A 21,243-nucleotide genomic window follows, 5' to 3' on the forward strand; every position below is an offset into this window, starting at 1 on the left:
GCTTAAACTTACGCGTGTTCTTTCTCACTTGCAGGCTTCGCGGCAGCCAGATCCTTATTACGGATTTTCGTCAGATAAGACAGCTGTGGTCTTGTGTTGATTTCTTCCAAAATATGGAATGCCCGTCCCTCTTTCTCTACTTCCAGAATCTTGGATATTCTACTTTCAGGATCATTCATGTCACCAAATGTGATTGCATTGGTCGGGCATGAAGACGCACAAGCAACATTAACCTCACCATCCACAATTCGCCTTCTTTCTTTTCTCGCAGTAAGTTTAGCTTCCTGGATTCTGTGAACGCAAAGTGAGCACTTCTCAATTACCCCTCTTGAACGTACAGTTACATCGGGGTTAATGACCATCTTCCCTAGATCATTGTTGAAGTGGTAGTCGTAGTTATCGTTATCAAAATATTTGAACCAATTGAAACGACGTACTTTGTAGGGACAGTTATTTGCACAATATCTTGTTCCCACGCAACGGTTGTACGTCATCTGATTCAATCCTTCCGAACTATGCGTAGTTGCCAAAACAGGACAAACAGTTTCGCAAGGTGCATTGTTGCAGTGCTGGCAAAGCATTGGCTGGAATGTAACCTCCGGATTTTCCGAAGCAACTTCCAAGCCCCTCAAATCGTCCACATCTGCGTCGCTGCTGTAGTAGCGGTCGATTCGCAACCAGTGCATTTCGCGACTATTGATTACTTCCTGACGACCCACAACAGGCACGTTATTTTCATTCTGACAGCTAATCACACAGGAACCACAACCAAAACAAGTGTTTAGGTCAATCACCATTCCCCATGAGTGATTCTTGTATTTGTGTCCGTTCCAAAGTGTAAGATCTGTCGCGTCAACCGTTCCCTCCGAAGTTGGGATAGTTGGTGCAAATCTGCCCGCCATTGGATCTTTTTGGAAATGCGAAAGTACTGTTTCCTGAAGAACTGATTTCCGGTTCATCACAGTACTATGTGTCTGCGTTTGAGCAATCTCCCGAGTATCACCTGTCTTAGACAGCGTTACTTCTCCTGGTGTGAAGGAAAGGTAGCCATCGGTAAATGTGGCAAATGGATAAATATTTTTACCAACTCCATTGGCAGACTTACCCGCTTTTTCGCGACCATAACCTATGGAAACTGCAACAGTTCCATTTGCTAGTCCCGGTTGAACAATCACAGGAAGCTCAACTGACTTTCCTTTATATTCTACCTTAACAACATCTCCTTGCGCGAGGCTCAGATCTGTGGCAGTTTTCTGAGAAATACCTGCATGGTTATCCCAGCAAGCTTTTGTAATCGGATCTGGCAATTCTTGCAACCAAGGATTGTTTGCAGATGCGCCATTCCCAACACCAACATTCTCAAAAATGGCAAGCTCGATACCAGATGTTGACGCTTTGTAGTTTTTAGATATTGCCGAAGCAGCAGCACTCAAATTCCCATTGAATGCGGCAGTCCCGCCAGAAGCAGCTGCGGCATTTGAATCAAATACGCCGTCGTGCAAAGATTTAACCCAGAACTGCTCGAAACTACCGGTTCCACCCTGAGCGAAAATATTCTTCCTCCAGTAGGATTTGACGTATTCGTGGTAGTCTGTGGGTAAACCAGCCCATTTCAATAGACTTGATTGTCCTTGTCTCGTGTTGAAAATCAAACTGATCGCAGGCTGAGCCAAGCTGTATGATCCAGCGACAGGCTCAGCATCGTTCCATGACTCCAAGTAATGGGGAGCAGGAAGAATGTATTTGAAGAGAGATGATGTTTCATCAGCGCGATCGTTAAACGATACGCTTAGTGAAACTTTTGGAAGAGCTGCTGCCAGTTCAGCACCACGTGGGTGATCGTAAACCGGGTTCGCGCCCCATAAAATAACTGCTGAAACTTTACCGCCTTTTACTTCGTCGACAAACTGGTTCATCGCAACATCATTCCCCTGACGATAATAAGCAGGCTTGTCCAGGTTGATTAAACCTCCATAGGCGCCTAATAGGCTGTTCAATGCATTAACAACCACTTGTACCGAAGGATCATTAATACCGCAAACGACCAGAGCCTGGCCTTTTGCAGCTACTAAATCATCTGCCGCTTTATCAAGGTTAGGAACATTGATAGCAGCAACTGAAACCGGTGACCCGCCTAGCTTTGCCGCAACCCTATTATATAATGCAGCGGCAACCAGACCCAGCTGGGAAGGTTTTACCGCAGTGCGATAATCTGCATTAGATCCTGTCAAAGACAGGATTGATTCAAATTGATAAAGGCGAGACATATCCTTCTTTCCGCCCTTATCGCTGCTTACGCGACGTGTTTCAGCAAACTGGGCTGAATAGAGATCCGGTGCTAGCCAAGTGCCCAGAAAATCTGCATCAATCCCTACAATTACTTTTGCTTTACTAAAATCGTAAGAAGGGAGTACCGCTTTGCCAAACGATGTTTCATTAGCTTTTACAATCCCATAAGAAGAATTTGCGTCATAAACTACGTGACTGGTAGTAGGATATTTAGCTGTAAAGTCTGCGATAACCGCCTTTGTCGATGGGCTCAGCACGGTTGATGTAAGAATGCGAATAGCTCCGCCTCTTGATGAAATTTGCGAAAGCTGCTCCTGAATCTCCTTATCTACCGTCTCCCAGCTAACTTTTGTATCTTCTCCTTTTTTCGGGCCTCTTAATTTTTCATTGTCGTACAATCCGAGTAAAGAAGCATGTGCTCTTGAACTTACACCGTACGAAACTTTTGAAAGAGAGTTACCCTCAATTTTTACAGGTCTTCCCTCACGGGTCTTTACTAAAATACTTACATAATCTCCGCCTTCAGCATAAGTTGAAGCATACCAGTTCGCGATTGTCGGAAATTCACCCTCCGGTTTGTTCACGTATGGAATTGCCTTCTTCACTGGCGCTTCACAAGCAGCCAAAGATACCGCTGCCATACCAAAGCCAAGGACTTTCAAAAAATCGCGACGATGCGTACCAGCTCCGTCCACCAAACTCTCATATTGGCTTTCGGTTGGCTCACCAGCAAACTCTGAACTTGCGTCCTTTACAAACTTCTCGTCGTTACGCAACTCCTCAAGTCCCCGCCAGTATCTCTTACTATTGTTTTCCATAAAACTATTCAATACAATGAGTCGTATTCTCGGGTATTATTTTCTTATTGATTAATAGTGGCATTTAGAACATTCCAAGCCACCTATATCAGCTACTTTTAATGCTTCCTTGCTTTCTGAGGCGTGCAGCTGAACCAGCTTATCATAGTATTGATTGTCCTTGGTATTTACTTCTGTTTTACGGTGACAATCAATACACCATCCCATCGTCAGAGATGAGCGCTGTTGAATAACTTCCATTTTCTCAACCTCGCCATGGCAGTTTTGACACTCTAACCCGCCTACATTTACGTGCTGTGCATGGTTAAAGTAAGCCAGATCAGGAAGGTTATGCACCCTCACCCATTCGATAGGCTGGTTGTTCTCAATAGAAGTATAAATCTTTTGAATTTCAGGAGACTCTTTTTTGATCACTCCGTGACAGTTCATACAGATATTGGCAGACGGAATGTGCGCAGACTTTCCTCTGTTGACACCTGTGTGACAGTAGTTACAATCAATCTTATACTCCCCTGCATGCAGCTTGTGAGAGAATGCAATGGGCTGCTTTGGCGCATATCCTTGCTGAACACCTACACTATACGCACCATCAATCGTTGCTTTCAACACAAGAAGAACAAAAATCCAAAGTGTTGCAGACCTGATCGCAGGATCAGCAGAAATTTTCTTCAATGAGCTCCCTAGTCGTGTCATGAAGTCTGGCTTGTTATCCGACTCCACTTCTCCGCCAACTGCTTTTGAAAGAAGAGACACAATTACAAGCAGAACGCCAAGCACAAGAATCATTACAACAACGAGTGCGCCGAGAACTACCATAAATAGGCCGGAAGGCCCTTCACCGCCAGACTCACCACCTCCACCTGCCGCAGGCGCACCGCCTGGAGCAGCTGCAGCCGGAGCGGCAGTTGAAGCCTGATCTACATAAGCGAAGATCCCTTTAATATCGTCATCAGACAAGTTGGGAAAACTTGTCATTTGCGCTTTAGAATATTCGTTGTAAATCTTAACAGCATAAGGATCGCCTGCTGCGATCATCGCCTGTGAGTTACGCACCCACTTTGACAGCCATGCAAAATCATGACGAGAGCTGGCACCTTTCAGACCCGGACCTACAACGCGTTCATCCGTTACGGCATGACATTGCGCACAGTTGTTTTTGAAAAGTGCTTCTCCCTTAGCAGCATCACCACCACCCGCAGGAGCTGCCGCCGTCGCTGTACTATCCTGCGCAACAGCTGGATTTTGCACACTCAAAAGGAGCCCAACGGCGATTGTGAAAAGGATTCTTGAGTAACTAAAGTAGGAACAAAACTTAGCGTTCTTACGGAATGATATATTCATAATCAACTATTCATTATTCTTCAACAGACAAAACTAGCTTACGATTTTTTATCCACAAAAGTATTTAAGGGATATTTTGAACCACCATCTTATTTATAATTTGTCTAATTTATTAACCATTTTTCAACATCAAACCTTACAAAGTCCCCTCTCATTTTCAGGTTATTAGCAAAAAAAAATACCATTTGGAGGCATAACTAACTGCCGAACCCAAATGGTATTTTTTAAGTAAATATTTGTGCGTAAAAAATAGTGCCAAATACCTCTTATTCTGGAGAGGTTCCGAGCGGATTCGAACCGCTGTACGAGGTTTTGCAGACCTCTGCCTAGCCACTCGGCCACGGAACCAGATTTGGATTAGCTGCATGCTGTAAGGCTTACAGCTAATCCGGGTGCAAAAGTATCAATTTTTCTGGCTATTCGCCATTATTAATTACTTTTTGCTCTTTTTTTCACTTTCTTCCATTTGCTCTTTCAATGCAGAAAGAACACTAAGGTCGCCGAAAGTTGATTTCTCTGCGTCTTTTGCAGGAGCGTCAGTATTAGTGGCCTTCGCTTGTGCAGGTTTCGCAGGTCTTTCTTCTTTCTTTTCCTCAGCAGGAACGTGCTTAACTTTTGAATGCGTCAGAACGATTTTCTTCTCGTCTTTCAGGAATTCAAGAACTGTGAAGTCCAGGCTCTCGCCTACTTCTGCAAGTGTACCATCTTCTTTCGCAAGATTTTTGATAGCTGCAATTCCTTCAATTCCGTAAGGAAGTTCAAGTGTGGCAAACTTATCGCCTTTTGCAACGATTGTAGATTTATGTACTGAACCTACTTCAAAGATGCTTTCGAAAGTATCCCATGGATTTTCTTCCAATTGCTTGTGACCAAGAGCAAGACGACGGTTATCTGCGTCAAGTTCAAGAACTACAACTTCCAGCTCGTCATTCACTTTCACGAAATCAGATGGATGCTTGATCTTCTTAGTCCATGAAAGATCCGAAACGTGAACCAGACCATCAATACCTTCTTCAAGTTCGATGAACAAACCAAAGTTTGTCAGGTTACGTACAACACCTTTATGACGGGTTCCAACTGCATATTTCTCTTTCAGAGAAGCTTGAGTCCAAGGATCTTCTGTCAATTGTTTGATACCAAGTGACATTTTACGCTCCTGACGATCCAGTGTCAATACTACTGCACTGATTTCGTCATTTACATTCATGAATTCCTGTGGATTGCGCAGGTGCTGAGACCATGACATTTCAGAAACGTGGATCAAACCTTCAACACCTGGTTTGATCTCAAGGAATGCGCCGTAATCAGCAACATTAACAATACGACCTGTAACTTTCGATCCTACCTGGATTTCCTCATCAAGAGAGTCCCAAGGATGAGATTGAAGTTGTTTCAGACCAAGTGAGATACGTTTCTTCTCCTCATCGAAGTCAAGAACAACAACATTGAGTTTTTGATCAAGTGACAACAGATCCGATGGGTGATTAATACGTCCCCACGAAATATCAGTAATGTGCAACAATCCGTCAACTCCACCAAGGTCGATAAACACACCGAAGTTGGTCATGTTTTTAATCACACCTTCAAGTACCTGACCTTTTTCAAGGTTGTTCAGGATTTGCTGACGTTGTGCTTCAAGATCTTTTTCGATCAGTACCTTGTGAGATACAACAACGTTATCATTTGCGTAGTTGATCTTAACAACTTTAACCTCCATGCGCTTTCCAACAAAAATGTCGAAATCGCGGATCGGCTTAACGTCAATCTGAGAACCTGGCAAGAATGCCTCGATACCAAAGATATCAACGATAAGACCACCTTTGGTTCTTCTTTTAACATTTGCATCGATAACAACATCCTCATCAAATGATTTCTGGATGTTATCCCATGCTGTGATAACTTTCGCTTTTTTACGAGATAGAACAAGCTGACCTTGTGCGTCCTCCTGATTTTCTACATAAACTTCCACTTCGTCACCGATCTTCATTCCCGGCAAGTCACGGAATTCGTTAGATGAAACAATACCGTCAGATTTGAAACCGATATTCAGGATCACTTCACGGTCAGTAATACCAACTACTATACCTTTAACAACTTCTTTTTCCTGAACTGGAGAAAGAGTAGTCTCATACATTTGTTCCAGACTGCTACGGTCAGCGCTTGAATAGCCTGTACCAAAGCCTTTGTCTGCTGCTTTGTCCCAATCGAAATCAGGAAGAGGTTGATTTTGTTTTTCCTTAGACATAAAGAGGAATTATAGCTCTTGGATACATCAGCTTACGAGCTACCTAGCTGAAAATTAGTTAAACAAGCTTTTTAGAAAATGAGAGCGCAAAAGTACGCCTTTCGAAAGAAATTCCGAAGAGATGCTGGAATTTTATTTGAACGAAAAGAGAAGGGTAAGCCCCGCAGGACACAGGCACTTAGGTAATTGGTACTTTATTATTTTAATATGATCTTTCCTTGGAGCCCAGGTAAGGCAGCCACTCATCATCAGCCAGCCCCGAAAAATCTCTTATAAACATTAAGAAAGATGGCCTAAAAGGACGTTGCCTGAGCGGCATATCCATTTCCTCCGGTGTATGATCTCCTTTTCTTGAGTTGCAACGCTTGCAGGCTGTCGCTAGATTATCCCAGGTCGTCTTCCCACCCCTTGATTTTGGGATCACATGATCTAATGTGAGATTGTCGTGCGTTCCGCAATATTGACAGCGGTTCCCATCCCTTTTAAAAAGATTTTGCCGGGTCATCACAACACCTCGATACGGAATATGTATGTAGCGGTGGAGGCGAATGACAACCGGCATAGGATACTGATCGTTCACTGTGCGTAAATACTGCCTTCGGGACTCGGCCAGCATTTCGGCTTTGTTCATGTAGACTAATAAAAAAGCCTTAGGAACTGTGCAAACACTTAATGCGCTGTAATCTTGATTAAGAACCAGTACTTTACCCATGACACATTGAGGTAATTATTTCCGACAATATAACAAAAATCCGGCGTAAAATTCCTCTGTACAGGCGCAAAAATTACTGAGCACCAATTCAATACCCTGCTCGGTCGGTCTCCCGCTTTACATCTCTTTCTTTGATGCTATCGCGCTTATCGTAGAGCTTTTTACCTTTCGCCAGCGCAATGTGCAACTTGGCCAGCCCCCGGTCATTGGTAAACATCCGCACGGGAATAATCGTCAAACCCTGATCTTTTAATCCCTCAGTTAACTTTCGACGCTCACGTTTCGTGATCAGCAACTTGCGATCGCGCATTGGTTCGTGGTTGTAATGGGTACCTTCTGTGTAAGGCGAGATGTGCAGGCTCCGGATATACAATTCATTATCCATAAACAAGCAATATGCATCCTGAAAGTTGACCTTACCTTGTCTGATAGACTTGATTTCCGTCCCGGTAAGCGCCATTCCAGCAGTAAACTCTTCCAGAAAAAAATACTCGAACGAAGCCCTCCGATTCTTTATATCTACTTTTTTGACTATTTTTTCGGACATATCATAAATTGTAAAGGGCTCAAAATTAATTTTTTGTTAAAACTATACCAACACATGAAATCAAACCTGATGCGACGGCTGCAAAATGCATTTGGACTGTTATTGCTTCTCACTACGCTTGATGTAAATGCGCAGGACAAAACTGCCGAAGTGAGAGCGGTCGTCGATAAGATGTTTGATGCAATGCGTACCGGCGATTCGCTGTCTCTCAAAAGTGTTGTTACAGCAGACTGCGCACTCACTTCATTTTCTAAAAACAAAGCTGACTCTGTCATTGTGCACACAAGCAGCATGCAAGGATTTATAAAGGCAGTGGGCACGCCTCATAAGGAGAAATGGGATGAGAAAATCTACGATGTAAAAGTGAGTATAGATGAACCAATGGCAATCGTTTGGGCCCCATATCAATTTTATCTGGGAGAAACCTTCTCTCACTGCGGCGTCAACGTTTTTACATTGACACATACCAAAACGGGCTGGAAAATAAATGCAATTACCGATACGAGAAGGAAAGAAAATTGCCCCTGACCCTAAAACTTGACCATTTGCCGCCAGGTACCTTTAAGCCGGTTATATTTAATTGTACTTGGCAGCGCTTTCCACCAGTATTTATTCATCTCGACTGCAAATGAAGGTTGCATATAGCAATTGATCACGCAACCTTCACAAGCCGGTAGGCGCCCCTCCAACGCAACCAGTTTCTGAACTTCATCAGAATGATAAAGCTCAAACAAGTTGCCGTCGATTGCAAAATCTTTCAATCCCAAATGGTAACAAGGCAGCACCAGTTTGTTTTCCGGCGAAATGACGATTGTTGTACTGGCGGCCTTGCAAACAGGAACTTCCACGTGATTACCCCCATCGAGCCGCAACTGCACAAAAGCTTCGTTTAGATAAACATTCTTTTGCTTTGCCCACCACAACAACTCTTTCAATGCTGCTTCAGAAAGATTTGAGCCTACTTTGTCGTATTCAAATACAGGGTTCAGAATTAATACAAGATCGTTGGGAATGCAAACATCTTCCCACAGCTGCCGGATCTTGCTGATATTATCTTCGAACACCGTAAAGATGATATCCGGACGTTCTCCAAGGGATTTAGCAATGGCAATGGATTCCATCACCTTGTCAAAACACTTTACACCCCTGGATTTATCGTGCTCGTCGCGATCGGGAGAATCCAGGGAGAAGTGCAGCATATCCACCAGGCCGCGAAGCTTTTCTGCCTGTTTCGGATAAAGCAGACCATTGCTTGTCACGGTCGTGATCATTCCATGATCTTTTGCTTCTTTCAAAAGCACGTCAAGCTGCCTGTGCAGCAAAGGCTCGCCGCCAGTGAAATCAATCACTTTGACACCCAGCTTCTTCAAATCCCGCAAATTCTCGCGAAGATTTTCAACTGTAATATACGGCGAGGGCTTCTCCCAGATATCGCAAAAGCCGCAGGAAGCATTGCAACGATAGGTTACATAATAATTGCAAAGTACCGGGTGGGAGACCAGTCGCATATTATTTCAGCATAGAGAGAAGACTTGTTAATTTATCTTTCAGATCCTTTCTGTCCACGATGAAATCGAGGAAACCATGTTCCAGAACGAATTCAGCACTTTGAAATCCTTTTGGCAAATCTTTACCAATTGTTTCGCGGATTACACGCGGGCCGGCAAATCCGATCAAAGCTTCGGGCTCGGAAATATTAAAATCGCCGAGCATTGCGTAGGAAGCTGTAACGCCACCAGTAGTCGGATCGGTGAGTAAAGAAATATAAGGCACCTTGGCTTCTGACAGCTGAGCCAGGCGGGCGGAGGTTTTTGCCATTTGCATTAATGAGAATCCCGCCTCCATCATCCTGGCACCTCCCGATTTTGAAATCATCAAAAACGGAAATTTATGTTCAAGCGCATAGAAAATAGCCCGGGCAATTTTCTCACCCACTACTGAACCCATTGATCCGCCTATGAAATTAAAATCCATACAGGCAATAACAACGTCCATTTCATTCATCTTACCGTGACCTGTTCTGACCGCATCCTTCAATCCTGTTTTCTGCATGGTCGACTTGATCCGGTCGGGATAAGCTTTGGTATCTACAAAATGCAATGGATCGCCGGAAGTAAGATCGGCATCCAGTTCAATGAATTCGTTATCGTCAAAAAGCAGATTGAAGTAAACATCGGACCCTACTTTCTCGTGGTAATTACAATGCGGGCAAGTGAAAGCGTTTTGCTTATGTTCTCTGGTAGGAGTAATCTTTTTGCAATTTGAACACTGATACCACAAACCATCAGGCGCCTCGCGCTTCATTTCTGTTGGTGTATTGATACCTTTCTCTTTCCGAATGAACCAGGACATATTTCTTGTGGGTTGATTATTAAATATAAATGCTTCGTTTCGAGCAGCTTATATTAATTTCATGTTGAATAATTGACTCAAATATAACAATAAATGTTTTTTTATGCGGGTATCCAGTTTTATACCTGAAGCCGAAGGATGTAGCACCCAGCTTGGTATGAACAATTTTTAAAGTTATTTGTTACTATAAAACCGGTCGGTTTTACGGTTTATTTAAAATTTAAATGAGTACAGCTCCTTCACCAATCGTGATTATTGTTGGAACCAACAGGCCCAACTCAATGTCGCGGCAAATTGCGGATTATTATCAGTCCATTCTGAATCACCTGGGCACTCCGAGCATTATCCTGGATCTGGTAAATCTGCCTGATGATTTTACAGTTTCTGCTTTGTATGGTAATTCAGGCAAGAATGAAGACTTTAATAACCTGAGATCGCTTTTGGAACAAACTGATAAATTCGTGTTTATCGTTCCGGAATACAATGGATCCTATCCCGGTGTTTTAAAGGCATTTATCGACGGATTGCCTTATCCAAACAGTTTTGCAAATAAGAAAGCCGCATTGGTCGGGTTATCTTCTAATATGCAGGGAGCCGCAATTGCATTAAGCCATCTCAACGATGTATTCAGCTATCTCGGAATGAATACGCTCGCATTACGAGTAAAGCTGGCACAAATCCGCTCCCATTTTCATGAAAATGCAATGTCAAATGCATTATACAAAGAGCTGCTGGAAATGCAGGCCGGTCAGATTATCCACTTTTGACGTGCTAAATAAAAAAGGGAGCTTTTAGCTCCCTTCTCAACTATTTCAGCCAGTGCTGTTCCATTTCGTAAGCCGGAATCGCTGGTCTTTTCCAAAGTTCAGCGCGGCTTCTTCTGAATGCAGGTCCTTCCAGATCAGCAAACTTGACAAGTCCGTCTTTAAACGACTCGATCATAATCCTTAAGTCCTCATTATTTTCCTCTGACCAATCGTCATTTTCTTCGACTTCGGTCAGTGATATATTAACAGGCTCGAAACCTGTTGATATTGCTTCTTTCTCAATTACCAAATCCACTGAACTGGTTGGCGTATTTTCGAAAACATCTTCCGTCATTACGATCTCTTCCTGTTCAGCAGAGATTTCTTCTTTTGCATCAAATCCATTGACTGCTGTTTCAACAGTTCCAGGAAATTTGTGTGATAACTTGATGCCGGGGATCGGAGACTCAATACTGTCAAAACCTGCTGCTACAATCGTTACGCGCAATTTATCAACAAGCGAATCGTCGATAATGGTACCCAGCTTGAACATCCGGGCTTCGCCGCCCACCTGGGACAATACGTAACTCCAAATTTCGCGCTGCTCTTTCATCGTAGCCTCCTTTTTCTTGCTGGTAGCAAGTGTTACCAGGATACGTTTTGCCCCGCGGATATCTCTGTCGTTCAAAAGCGGAGAATCCAATGCTTCCTTAATGGCAACTTGCGCGCGATCTGTACCTGTTGCTTCGGAGGTTCCCATTACGGACTGCCCTGCCTTTTTTAGTACTTTCTCAACATCTTTAAAATCCGTGTTGATATTTCCGTTTGTCGTAATGATCTCGGAAATACTTTTTACTGCATTCAAAAGAATTCCATCAGCTTCGGCAAATGCCTGCGTGATGGTCATATCTTCAAACAGCTCTTCCAGTTTATCATTCAAAACAACCAGTACCGTGTCACAGTACTTTTTGAGTTGCTCGATACCTTCAAGCGCCTGCTCTTTCTTGTCAAATCCTTCCCATGTATAAGGTGCAGTTACAACCGCCACGGTAAGCTTGCCCATTTCCCTGGCAAGCTGCGCGATTACCGGCGCTGCGCCTGTTCCGGTTCCACCACCCATACCGGCAGTGATAAATACCATTTGCGTTGATCCCCCTAAAAGTCCTTTGATCTCTTCGATGGTTTCGAGGGCAGCTTCTTTACCTTTCGTTGCATCTGTACCAGCTCCAAGTCCCTGGGTCAATGTGGCGCCAAGCTGAATTTTTACAGGTACCGGGCTATTAGCAAGCGCTTGTCTGTCGGTATTACAAACCGCAAATTCTACATCCTTGATTTTGCGTTCAAACATGTAGTTGACAGCATTGCTACCGCCACCGCCTACGCCGATTACCTTAATAATGGCAGGTTCCTCCTGCTCGTCGACTGGAAAATCCTTTACGATTTCGTTCACAATATAATCCTGATCTAATGCTTGCAACAAGCTCTTGTTCAATGTCTTTTCCGGGGTTGATTTGGTCATAATTTCTACTGATTATCAATAGTCGCCTAAACTATCGTCCTTTTTTCCGATAATATTATTGATGTTATCCCAAAATGTGCCACCCGTCTTTTTGACCGGCTCTTTAACTTCCTTCGGCTTTTCCTTTTGCACAACTCCCGTATTGAATGCAGTCGCCGGCTTACAAACCGACTTCACCCGAGGATCAATGGATTTAAGACCAGCCCAGGCCAGTCCGATTGCGGTACTGAATGTCGAGTTACTTACCGCGTCTGCCTTGGCAGTTCTTTCCAGATTTTCAGGGTAACCTACCCTTACCGACATATCTGTTACTTTTTCAAACAGCAGCTCAATGTCGTCGATATTTGCCGATCCGCCTGTTAATACAATGCCACCGATCAGTTTGTCAAGATATCCGGATTTGATAATTTCAGCGTATACCATTGCTGCTATCTCCTTCAATCTTGCTTCAATGATCAGCGCTACGTTTTTCTTTAAGACTGGTTTTGGTTGTCTTCCGCTCAGGTAATTGATCAGGATCTCAATGTTGAGCGGTATGTCTGCGGAGATGGCCGCTCCGTATTGTTTTTTAAGCTGCTCTGCGTTTTCGTATTGAATACCGCAGCCTACCGCCAAATCATTTGTAATATGTCTTCCACCCACCGGGAAAGTGGCAATGTGCCTGATAATGCGGTCCTGATAAATAACGAGGTCCGTAGTATGGTCGCCGATATCTACCAATGCAATTCCGGCCTTAATTTCGTTATCTGTCAAAACAGCAAGACTGGTAGCCAGAGGCCCCAGTACCATCTTATCGCATCTTAAATTCTGGTCTGCGTCGGCAAGGCTTTTCTTTGTCCGCTGAATGGATTGGTTATTGGCAGAAACGATCAGGAAGTTACCGCCTAGCTTGATACCAGTCCGTCCCACCGGCTCCTTTACTCCGATTGAATTATCCACCACGAAATCCATCGGCAGTACATGGAGTACATCGTAGTTTGGCTCGATCTTGGCGCGGTACATATCGTCCACCAGCTGATCCACGTCACGCTGAGTTACTTCTTCACCCGACGATGCAGACGGCCTGATCACCCCGTCGCTGTGCGCACTCACTTTTACGTGGGTTCCGCTGAAGCTGACATTCACAATACCGATATCCAGGTCTGAGCGCAGTGATGCTTCTTGCAAAGCTTCTCTAATCGCTCCGCCCACCTGTTTTATATTTTCTACTGAACCGTTAACAACTGCTCCTGCAGGCACTGGAACTTCACTAAAACCCAGAATTTCTATGTTGCTCTGACGTGAACCGGAAGAACTTCCCTGCGCTGCGATCACGGCTATTTTAGTACTTCCAATATCAACTCCAACTACAATTTTCTCGTGTGCCATGCTAAAGGTGAATTATTATTCACAAACTATTTGATCTTGAAACTTAACACTAATTTTTTTATATCTGCTCCAATCCTGACTCAGTACTTTATCGTAAAATATTCTGAGTTTCCTGAATTTCGACTGATAATCCTCGGCGCTTCCTAGTTCAATCTGCTGATCGCCAACCACGGTCATCAGGCTGATCTCTCCGTCATTATCTGCTTCCAGCTGTGTAACCTGCGCTTTCCAGAATGGATCAGAATTCAGAAAATGCAACAAATCCATTACAGAAGCCCCTTTTGCGCTCTGTAACTTCTTAGCATCATTGAAAAATGAGCCTGAAACCAATAACGTTCTTGCTGAATAACTTTCTGATAGAGGAAAAAAAACGCCCTCATCGCTAATATAGTATCCCGACGTATTCCGCGTTTCTCCATTTTCAGAAGTGTTAATCCAGCGCGCTAACGGCTTCTCTTGTTCTACTTCAACAACTATATTACCTTTAAGGTCACGAAATACCTGGCACTTCTTGATCAACTTGTTCCGCTTCACACGGTTCTCTAAATCGTTCAACGCCACATCACTTAGCCTACTGCCCAGCAGAGGATCTCCACCGTTTTCGGTTAGTAACATCCGGACATCCATTTGATCGAGAAAACGTGTTCCTGAATCTCCCAGAATGGAAATGGTCAGGTTGGTACAACGCTGTTGGCCCAGCCTGCTTTCTGCCATACCAATTCCGGCAATAGGCAGAAGAAGCCACAAACTACGTTTCAACAAAAGCCATGAATAGTCAAATTTACGTAACATCTCAGTAATATTAACAATGCTTTTATTAATTATTCGCAAAGGGATTTTTGAGCTGGTTACGTATCGGATCCACCAAAGTATCGATGTCTCCGGCGCCAATTGTAACCACAATATCCGTATCTAAATCACGTAAAATGCTAAGTACTTTGTCTTTATGAACCAGATTTTTATCTGCTGATGTCACTTTTTCGAGGATCATTTCTGAGTTAACTCCCTCAATCGGTAACTCTCTTGCCGGATAAATTTCAAGCAGCAGTAAACGGTCGGCAAGCGACAGGCTTTCCGCAAAACCATCTGCAAAATCCCTCGTTCTGCTAAAAAGGTGAGGCTGAAAAATAGCTGTTACGTGCCGGCCGGGATATAATCCTTTCACGGACGAAAGAAATGCCTGGATTTCTGCCGGGTGGTGTGCATAATCGTCAATGTACACATTTCCTTCCTCTTCTACCTGATATTCAAATCGCCTCTTGACACCGCCGTAACTTTCGAGTGCCTCCTTAATTTTTTCCGGCGCTACGCCGACGTGCAGAGCCACCGCGCTTGCCGCAATGGAATTTTCAATATTATGATAACCCGGTATCTTCATCGCAATACCTTCGATTACCCCGTCAGGATAAACAAAGTCGAATACGAATCTTCCATTCCTGATCTCGATATTCCTGGAATGGAAAACGCCCGAATCAAGTGAGTAGGACAGTACTTCTGCTTTCGTGCTACCAGAAAGTTCAAGCCCGGTCCGCATGAAAAGCACCCCTTTTTCGTCAATCTGCCCAACGTATTCTCTGAACGATTCCAGTACTGCCTCGTGCTTGCCGTAAATGTCAAGATGGTCCGCGTCAGTAGAAGTAACGATTGCTATCTCCGGGAATAATGTCAAAAATGAACGGTCAAATTCATCTGCTTCGACCACGCAGAAAACTACTTCCAGATTGTCAGTTGGCTCATTTAGAAGCAGGTTAGTACCGTAGTTCTGGGTAATGCCGCCCAGAAATGCGGTGCTGTTTACACCGGCGTACCGGAGGATGTGTGCTACTAACGAAGATGTGGTCGTTTTTCCGTGCGTACCCGCTACCCCGATTGTTCTGAGATTTTTGGTTAAAATGCCGAGTACCTGCGATCGTTTCAGGATCAAAAAATTATTGTCGCGAAAATACAGCATCTGCTGGTGCTGCACAGGTACAGCCGGCGTGTAGATTACCAGCGTCTTTTCGGAATCCTGAATAAATGCAGCAGGGATTGTGTCAATGGAGTCTTCAAGCGTTATCGTAATTCCTTCCTGTTCCAGTTTCTCAAGCAGCGTTGTCCTGGTTTTATCATAACCTGCTACTTCAAAGCCATTTGCCTTAAACCAGCGCGCCAGCGCACTCATTCCTATTCCGCCAATTCCGACAAAATAAATAAACTTCCAATCGGTCATTGAAGATGACATTTTGATAACGGGACAAATGGTTATGTTCTGATTAATTTCAATACTTCTGCAGCAATATCGTCTGCTGCGGTTGGCCTTGCAAGCTTCCGGATATTTGCCTTCAGGTTTTCCTGTTGCGGAAAATCATTCATTAATGTCAGCGCATTGACCACGAGTTCTTCTTTCGCATTCGAATCCTTTACCATCCATGCGGCATCCTTTTCAACCAGCGCCAGCGCATTCTTTGTTTGGTGGTCTTCCGAGGCGGCCGGAAATGGCACCAGAATGGAAGGTTTTGCAGCCAGGCACAACTCTGATACTGAAAGGGCGCCCGCTCTTGAAACCACCACATCCGCGATCGCATAAGCGAGGTCCATTGTATAGATAAAATCAAACGCCTTAACCGAATTCGTACCCAAACTCTCAATCGTTGTCCTTGCTGTATCGATATAATTTTTGCCCGTTTGCCACAAAATTTGGTACCCTTGTTCCAGGAATCTTGCAAGCCCAGCCTCAATGCTCTCGTTAATGGACCTGGCGCCAAGGCTGCCTCCCATTACAAAAAGGGTTTTCTTATCAGGATTAAGACCAAAATGGACGAAGGCCTCACGCTTTTTTGAGGAAACATCAACAATATCGCTTCTGACAGGATTTCCCAGTATTGCAATTTTCTCTTTTGGGAAAAAGCTTTCCATTCCGGGATATGCAACGCAGATCTTTGACGCTCTTTTAGCCAGCAGCTTATTGGTAATTCCTGCATAGGAATTTTGCTCCTGGATCAATGTAGGTATACCCTGTAAAGAGGCCATCATTAACAATGGTCCGCTTGCGAAGCCGCCCACGCCCACAGCAATATCAGGTTTGAAGTCGCGGATAATTGACCTGGCTTTACTTAAACTGTTGATCAGCTTAAATGGTAAGGCAAGATTATCGAAAGAAACTGCGCGCTTGATACCTGCAATGGGTAATCCCACGATTTCGTAGCCCGCACGTGGCACTTTCTCCATCTCCATTTTCCCTAATGCGCCTACGAAAAGCACTTCCAGGTCAGGCTCTTTCCTGCGTAAAGCGTCGGCTATCGCAATCGCCGGATAAATATGTCCGCCGGTGCCACCGCCGCTAATAATTACTTTTTTCGACATACTAAATGCGTTTCTCTTCCAGTATCTCACCGCGGCTTACGCTCAGGATCATGCCCATTGCCATCCCGGTAAACAACAGAGAAGTTCCGCCCTGACTGAAAAACGGGAGCGTTTGTCCCGTTACTGGCACCAGGCCGACGGTTACCGCCATTGCCGAAAATGCCTGACTAACGACCACAAATGTAAGTCCGGCGGAAAGCAGCCCACCAAACGGGCGCTTTGTAGCTTCAATTGCTTTGAGGCCACGGTAAAGTAAAATCAGGTAAAAAATGATAAGCAGCGTCCCGCCAACTGTGCCATATTCTTCAACAGTTACGGCAAAAATGAAGTCTTTCTGAGGTTCGGGCAAAAACCTGCGCTGCCGGCTTTTCGCGACACCTTCGCCATACAATCCGCCTCGCGCCATTGCCATATAAGATTGCTGCGATTGGTACACCACCACATCTTTGTCAAAGAATGCAGAAATCCGGTTTTGAGCGGTTCCCGCGCGCTGGGTAGAGTTCAATAAAATGGCGATTGTCGCGAAGAATACCAATCCCAGGGCTGTAAAAGCGAGATAATGCAAAGGAACTTTACCTACAAACATGAGCAAAAAGCAAATCCCGGCGAGCATAACAGCCGTGGAAACATTGCTTGTAAAAATCAGTCCGCAAACTACGCCTACCAATGAGAGCGGCTCCATAAAAAGCTCACGTGTATTCCAGCCCCCTTTGATATGTCGTGCAAGGATAAGCGACAGATGCGCGATCAAGGCCACTTTCGCCCATTCCGAAGGCTGAAAACGCTGACCGATCACAGGTATTTCAATCCACCGTGAGGCATCATTGACCGAAGTCCCGAAGAACATCGTGAAAACCAGCAGCAAAATGGAGCTCCATACTGCCAGCCTGGTCACGTACACAAACTTGATGTAGGGAATGCGATGTACAAAATACATCACTACAAGTGATAAAACGCAGAGTACTACATGTTTATACAGATAATATTCCGTATTCCCACCCATTTGGCTGTAAGCATCCTTGACACTGGCACTATAAACTACGACGATGCTCCACAGAAGCATTATAATGCAAATGCCCCAGATCCAGGGATCACCTTTTAGATTTTTAGTAAACCAGGCTTGCGTATCCTCCCTGGTTTTGTTCAGCATATCAATACTGGTTGATGCCATTGAATAAATCAGGTTTTTGTTAACGGATCAAATTTCTTACAGCAGCCTTGAATTGCTCCCCGCGATCTTCATAATTTTTAAACAAATCAAAACTGGCACAAGCGGGTGACAACAACACGATATCCTGATCCACCGCCCATTCACGGGCTTTTTCAACTCCTTCCTGGATATCTCCGGTTTCGAAAATTGCAGGAACTATCCCCGAGAAATACTTCACAAGTTTCTCGCGGTCTTTACCCAGAACTATCAAACCCTTCACTTTATTACTTACCAGGGCTTCGATTTGACTGTAATCATTCCCTTTATCAACACCTCCGGCGATCAGGATCACAGGCTGATTGTAGCTGCCTAAGGCATAAAAAACAGAATCAACGTTGGTTGCTTTGGAATCATTAACGTAAGTCACGCCATCAATCACTTCCACGACTTCCAGTCTGTGCGGCGCATTTTTGAAGGATTTAAGTCCTTCTGTAATTTTATCAGAATCAATGTTCAACAGCTGCGCAACTGTAATTGCCACCATTGCATTGACTGCATTATGCGGGCCTTTCAACGGTAACTGCTTAAAATCGGTCTCGTATATTTTATCATTTACCTGGGAAACAATCACGTGATCACGCAGCCAGGAACCCGGGCTTACCGGCCGGCTTAATGAAATTCCTGCTCTTTTAACCAGCGGGTTTCTCTTGGTCAGCTCAGTTTGGATTACCTCGCTATCCTCAAAAAAGATCAAGTAATCTTCCTTAGTTTGATTACGGATAATATTGAATTTGGAATCGATATAGTTTTGGAAATCGTAGCCGTAGCGGTCCAGATGATCGGGAGTGATATTCAGCAATACAGAAACAGCAGGATGGAAACTGACGATATTATCTAATTGAAAACTACTGATTTCCAATACATAATAATCAAAATCCCGCGTCGCAACCTGCCAGGCAAAACTATCTCCGATATTCCCGGCCAGGCCAACATTCAAGCCTGCATTCTTTAATAAATGGTAGGTTAATAAAGTGGTCGTTGTTTTCCCATTGCTTCCTGTAATTGCTATCAGTTTTGCATTGGTGTAACGAGACGCAAATTCAATTTCGGAGATCACCGGAATACCTCTTTCCCGTAGCTCAACGATCAGTGGCGCAGTGTCAGGTATACCCGGGCTTTTTACGACAAGTTGGGCATTGAGGATATTCTCTGTAGTGTGTTTTTCGTGTTCAAATGCAATGTTCTCCTGTAAAAGAACCTGCGAATACTTGTCTTGAAGCTTACCTTTATCTGACAAAAAAACATCAAAACCTTTGGACTTCGCGAGAATAGCTGCTCCTACGCCACTTTCTCCGCCTCCCAAAACGACTACTTTTTCTTGCACAGGAATTAGAATTAGAAATTAAAAATCGCCTTAACTACGAAGGTAAATCATTTACAGAAAACTTTTTTTACTCTTTCAGCAATTAAGGCGAATAAAAAAGAGGCATATCGGATACGCCTCTTTGCAACAATAATTTAGTGTTTATTCCTCTTTTCTGAGCGATTCGGAGAGCCTTAACCGGTTAGCCAGCTTGACGATCATGAATATCGCCCAGGCGATAATAACAAATTGGATCAGCACCTGAATGAAGTTACCGTATTTGACAGCCACTTCAGGTGTATCTCCCACAGCTTCCTTCAAAACAATTTTCAGCTGCGTAAAATCTACGCCTCCGATTATCAATCCTAAAATGGGATTAATGATATCCTCGACCAGAGATGTTGTAATCTTTCCAAATGAGGCACCAATAACAACGCCGACGGCCAAATCAAGCACATTGCCTTTGGCAATAAAAATTTTGAATTCCTGAAGCATAATAAGTTGAGGTTAGTTAGTTATTTAAACTGATACAAAAATCCGATACTAAGTGCCTGTGCAAATTGGATTTTGTTGCTTTGATCTTCGTCGTAAACCACAATTGCACCCAGATTTACATTGACATACCTATTAATCTTGGCTGTCAGCTGCGCGTCCAAACGGTTATCTATATTCAATGGATGTTTAAAGCTAGAATACATCAGGTACCTGAATTTCAGGTTTACATTCTTGGCGATATCTTTATCAAAGTTGGCAACCACCTGTATTAGGGCTGCTTCTGTTCTCACGCGCCTGCCTATAGGTACGCCATAATTATTCTGATCAGGGGTATTTACATACAAATCAGTATCTATGACGATTGTATGGCGCAAGGCGCCGGGAGCAAAGTCAACAAAGAAGTAAGGGACCGGCCTGTATTCAATACCTATCGCCTCGGTAAGATATGCAGGAGAGAGGAGTCCTGAGACCTTCCTTTTTACACTTGCCGAATCCGGATTATCATCATAAGTATAGCCTGCGCTAAATTGTGAGAGGAAGTTAACATTTGCAAAAAGGCTCCACGCAGGCGTAAGTTCACGGTTATATTTTGTGTCGAAAAAGATCCTGTCAACGTTTTTCCTGCTTTGCTGACCTTTATTTCTGACGATTCCGTACTGAGATTGAAAGTCATTCCGCCAGGCATTTTTGCCTTGTTTCTTCTCTTTCAATGCATTGAAAAAAAGGCCCAATGCAACTGAGTTAACGCCACCGCCAGTCCAGTTACCGCTGAACGATCCCTGGTTCAGGTTAGCTCCAAACTCCATTTTTTTCCAAATGGTATCACCGGGTAATTTCAGCCGGTTTGCATAGATTGGATTTGACAAATCGACATTATTTTGAGAAAATGCCTGGAAAGTAATGAAAAGAAAAAACAGGGAGACGACATAGTGTGAACCACGCAGTATTCTGCTCAT

18 protein-coding genes and 1 tRNA gene are annotated in these 21,243 nt (G+C 44.0%); 2 read left to right on the forward strand and 17 right to left on the reverse strand.

The annotated features are described in order from the left end of the window. Positions 1-8: 8 nt before the first annotated feature. The 6 genes from Q369_RS0113560 to smpB form a co-directional block, all read right to left on the reverse strand. Positions 9-3,107: a TAT-variant-translocated molybdopterin oxidoreductase gene (locus Q369_RS0113560; protein WP_031528344.1), complete on the reverse strand. Its 3,099-nt coding sequence runs from the start codon at positions 3,105-3,107 to the stop codon at positions 9-11. 51 nt (positions 3,108-3,158) lie between these two features. Continuing rightward, positions 3,159-4,448 carry a c-type cytochrome gene (locus tag Q369_RS0113565; RefSeq protein WP_051664061.1) on the reverse strand — a complete coding sequence of 430 codons (1,290 nt, stop codon included), beginning with the start codon at positions 4,446-4,448 and terminating at the stop codon, positions 3,159-3,161. Between the two features lie 277 nt (positions 4,449-4,725). Continuing rightward, positions 4,726-4,796: transfer RNA gene (locus Q369_RS0113570), tRNA-Cys, on the reverse strand. Between the two features lie 85 nt (positions 4,797-4,881). Continuing rightward, positions 4,882-6,693, reverse strand: coding sequence for a 30S ribosomal protein S1 (rpsA, locus tag Q369_RS0113575; RefSeq protein WP_031528346.1), 1,812 nt, complete (start codon positions 6,691-6,693; stop codon positions 4,882-4,884). A gap of 202 nt (positions 6,694-6,895) precedes the next feature. Beyond that, positions 6,896-7,405 carry an HNH endonuclease gene (locus Q369_RS0113580; RefSeq protein WP_031528347.1) on the reverse strand — a complete coding sequence of 170 codons (510 nt, stop codon included), beginning with the start codon at positions 7,403-7,405 and terminating at the stop codon, positions 6,896-6,898. An 88-nt stretch (positions 7,406-7,493) separates the two neighbouring features. Next, positions 7,494-7,952, reverse strand: coding sequence for an SsrA-binding protein SmpB (gene smpB, locus Q369_RS0113585; RefSeq protein ID WP_031528348.1), 459 nt, complete (start codon positions 7,950-7,952; stop codon positions 7,494-7,496). 54 nt (positions 7,953-8,006) lie between these two features. On the opposite strand from smpB, the gene Q369_RS0113590 reads away from it, so the two are divergent. Next, on the forward strand, positions 8,007-8,480 hold the full coding sequence (locus Q369_RS0113590; RefSeq protein ID WP_229206832.1) for a nuclear transport factor 2 family protein: 474 nt from the start codon (positions 8,007-8,009) through the stop codon (positions 8,478-8,480). Positions 8,481-8,482: 2 nt separating this feature from the next. On the opposite strand, the gene Q369_RS0113595 is transcribed toward Q369_RS0113590, so the two are convergent. Further along, complete coding sequence (locus Q369_RS0113595) at positions 8,483-9,460, reverse strand: radical SAM protein (RefSeq protein WP_031528350.1); 978 nt, start codon at positions 9,458-9,460, stop codon at positions 8,483-8,485. A 1-nt stretch (position 9,461) separates the two neighbouring features. Continuing rightward, complete coding sequence (gene accD / locus Q369_RS0113600; protein ID WP_031528351.1) at positions 9,462-10,304, reverse strand: acetyl-CoA carboxylase, carboxyltransferase subunit beta; 843 nt, start codon at positions 10,302-10,304, stop codon at positions 9,462-9,464. Between the two features lie 224 nt (positions 10,305-10,528). On the opposite strand from accD, the gene Q369_RS0113605 reads away from it, so the two are divergent. After that, positions 10,529-11,071 (forward strand): NADPH-dependent FMN reductase, encoded by a 543-nt coding sequence (locus Q369_RS0113605; RefSeq protein WP_031528352.1) that lies wholly within the window; start codon positions 10,529-10,531, stop codon positions 11,069-11,071. A 40-nt stretch (positions 11,072-11,111) separates the two neighbouring features. Here the strand turns inward: Q369_RS0113605 and ftsZ are convergent, their stop codons facing one another. The 9 genes from ftsZ to Q369_RS0113650 all read right to left on the reverse strand — a co-directional run bounded on the left by ftsZ (position 11,112) and on the right by Q369_RS0113650 (position 21,243). Further along, a complete protein-coding gene (gene ftsZ, locus Q369_RS0113610; RefSeq protein ID WP_031528353.1) occupies positions 11,112-12,542 on the reverse strand; it encodes a cell division protein FtsZ in 1,431 nt (476 codons plus the stop codon). Between the two features lie 42 nt (positions 12,543-12,584). Beyond that, positions 12,585-13,937, reverse strand: a complete 1,353-nt coding sequence (gene ftsA / locus Q369_RS0113615; protein ID WP_031528354.1) for a cell division protein FtsA — start codon at positions 13,935-13,937, stop codon at positions 12,585-12,587. A 15-nt stretch (positions 13,938-13,952) separates the two neighbouring features. Continuing rightward, positions 13,953-14,729: a cell division protein FtsQ/DivIB gene (locus Q369_RS0113620; RefSeq protein WP_031528355.1), complete on the reverse strand. Its 777-nt coding sequence runs from the start codon at positions 14,727-14,729 to the stop codon at positions 13,953-13,955. Positions 14,730-14,754: 25 nt separating this feature from the next. Beyond that, positions 14,755-16,146 (reverse strand): UDP-N-acetylmuramate--L-alanine ligase, encoded by a 1,392-nt coding sequence (gene murC / locus Q369_RS0113625; protein ID WP_031528356.1) that lies wholly within the window; start codon positions 16,144-16,146, stop codon positions 14,755-14,757. Positions 16,147-16,178: 32 nt separating this feature from the next. Continuing rightward, positions 16,179-17,279 (reverse strand): undecaprenyldiphospho-muramoylpentapeptide beta-N-acetylglucosaminyltransferase, encoded by a 1,101-nt coding sequence (gene murG / locus Q369_RS0113630; protein WP_031528357.1) that lies wholly within the window; start codon positions 17,277-17,279, stop codon positions 16,179-16,181. Position 17,280: 1 nt separating this feature from the next. Next, positions 17,281-18,450, reverse strand: a complete 1,170-nt coding sequence (locus Q369_RS0113635; protein WP_229206833.1) for an FtsW/RodA/SpoVE family cell cycle protein — start codon at positions 18,448-18,450, stop codon at positions 17,281-17,283. Between the two features lie 19 nt (positions 18,451-18,469). Next, complete coding sequence (gene murD / locus Q369_RS0113640; RefSeq protein ID WP_374754353.1) at positions 18,470-19,813, reverse strand: UDP-N-acetylmuramoyl-L-alanine--D-glutamate ligase; 1,344 nt, start codon at positions 19,811-19,813, stop codon at positions 18,470-18,472. A gap of 141 nt (positions 19,814-19,954) precedes the next feature. After that, entirely contained in the window at positions 19,955-20,287 is a 333-nt protein-coding gene (mscL, locus tag Q369_RS0113645; RefSeq protein WP_031528360.1) for a large-conductance mechanosensitive channel protein MscL, read from the reverse strand. A 20-nt stretch (positions 20,288-20,307) separates the two neighbouring features. Continuing rightward, complete coding sequence (locus Q369_RS0113650; RefSeq protein ID WP_031528361.1) at positions 20,308-21,243, reverse strand: DUF3078 domain-containing protein; 936 nt, start codon at positions 21,241-21,243, stop codon at positions 20,308-20,310.

Origin of the sequence: Dyadobacter crusticola DSM 16708 (assembly GCF_000701505.1) — a bacterium.
Classification (GTDB): Bacteria; Bacteroidota; Bacteroidia; order Cytophagales; family Spirosomataceae; genus Dyadobacter; species Dyadobacter crusticola.

Coding starts and splice junctions, on each gene's coding strand:
- ftsA (WP_031528354.1), bottom strand. CDS start 13,937: ATGGCACACGAGAAAATTGTAGTTGGAGTTGATATTGGAAGTACTAAA.
- Q369_RS0113620 (WP_031528355.1), bottom strand. CDS start 14,729: ATGTTACGTAAATTTGACTATTCATGGCTTTTGTTGAAACGTAGTTTG.
- Q369_RS0113650 (WP_031528361.1), bottom strand. CDS start 21,243: ATGAGCAGAATACTGCGTGGTTCACACTATGTCGTCTCCCTGTTTTTT.
- Q369_RS0113635 (WP_229206833.1), bottom strand. CDS start 18,450: ATGGCATCAACCAGTATTGATATGCTGAACAAAACCAGGGAGGATACG.
- rpsA (WP_031528346.1), bottom strand. CDS start 6,693: ATGTCTAAGGAAAAACAAAATCAACCTCTTCCTGATTTCGATTGGGAC.
- Q369_RS0113590 (WP_229206832.1), top strand. CDS start 8,007: ATGAAATCAAACCTGATGCGACGGCTGCAAAATGCATTTGGACTGTTA.
- accD (WP_031528351.1), bottom strand. CDS start 10,304: ATGTCCTGGTTCATTCGGAAAGAGAAAGGTATCAATACACCAACAGAA.
- murG (WP_031528357.1), bottom strand. CDS start 17,279: ATGTCGAAAAAAGTAATTATTAGCGGCGGTGGCACCGGCGGACATATT.
- Q369_RS0113605 (WP_031528352.1), top strand. CDS start 10,529: ATGAGTACAGCTCCTTCACCAATCGTGATTATTGTTGGAACCAACAGG.
- Q369_RS0113565 (WP_051664061.1), bottom strand. CDS start 4,448: ATGAATATATCATTCCGTAAGAACGCTAAGTTTTGTTCCTACTTTAGT.
- murC (WP_031528356.1), bottom strand. CDS start 16,146: ATGACCGATTGGAAGTTTATTTATTTTGTCGGAATTGGCGGAATAGGA.
- mscL (WP_031528360.1), bottom strand. CDS start 20,287: ATGCTTCAGGAATTCAAAATTTTTATTGCCAAAGGCAATGTGCTTGAT.
- Q369_RS0113595 (WP_031528350.1), bottom strand. CDS start 9,460: ATGCGACTGGTCTCCCACCCGGTACTTTGCAATTATTATGTAACCTAT.
- Q369_RS0113580 (WP_031528347.1), bottom strand. CDS start 7,405: ATGGGTAAAGTACTGGTTCTTAATCAAGATTACAGCGCATTAAGTGTT.
- smpB (WP_031528348.1), bottom strand. CDS start 7,952: ATGTCCGAAAAAATAGTCAAAAAAGTAGATATAAAGAATCGGAGGGCT.
- Q369_RS0113560 (WP_031528344.1), bottom strand. CDS start 3,107: ATGGAAAACAATAGTAAGAGATACTGGCGGGGACTTGAGGAGTTGCGT.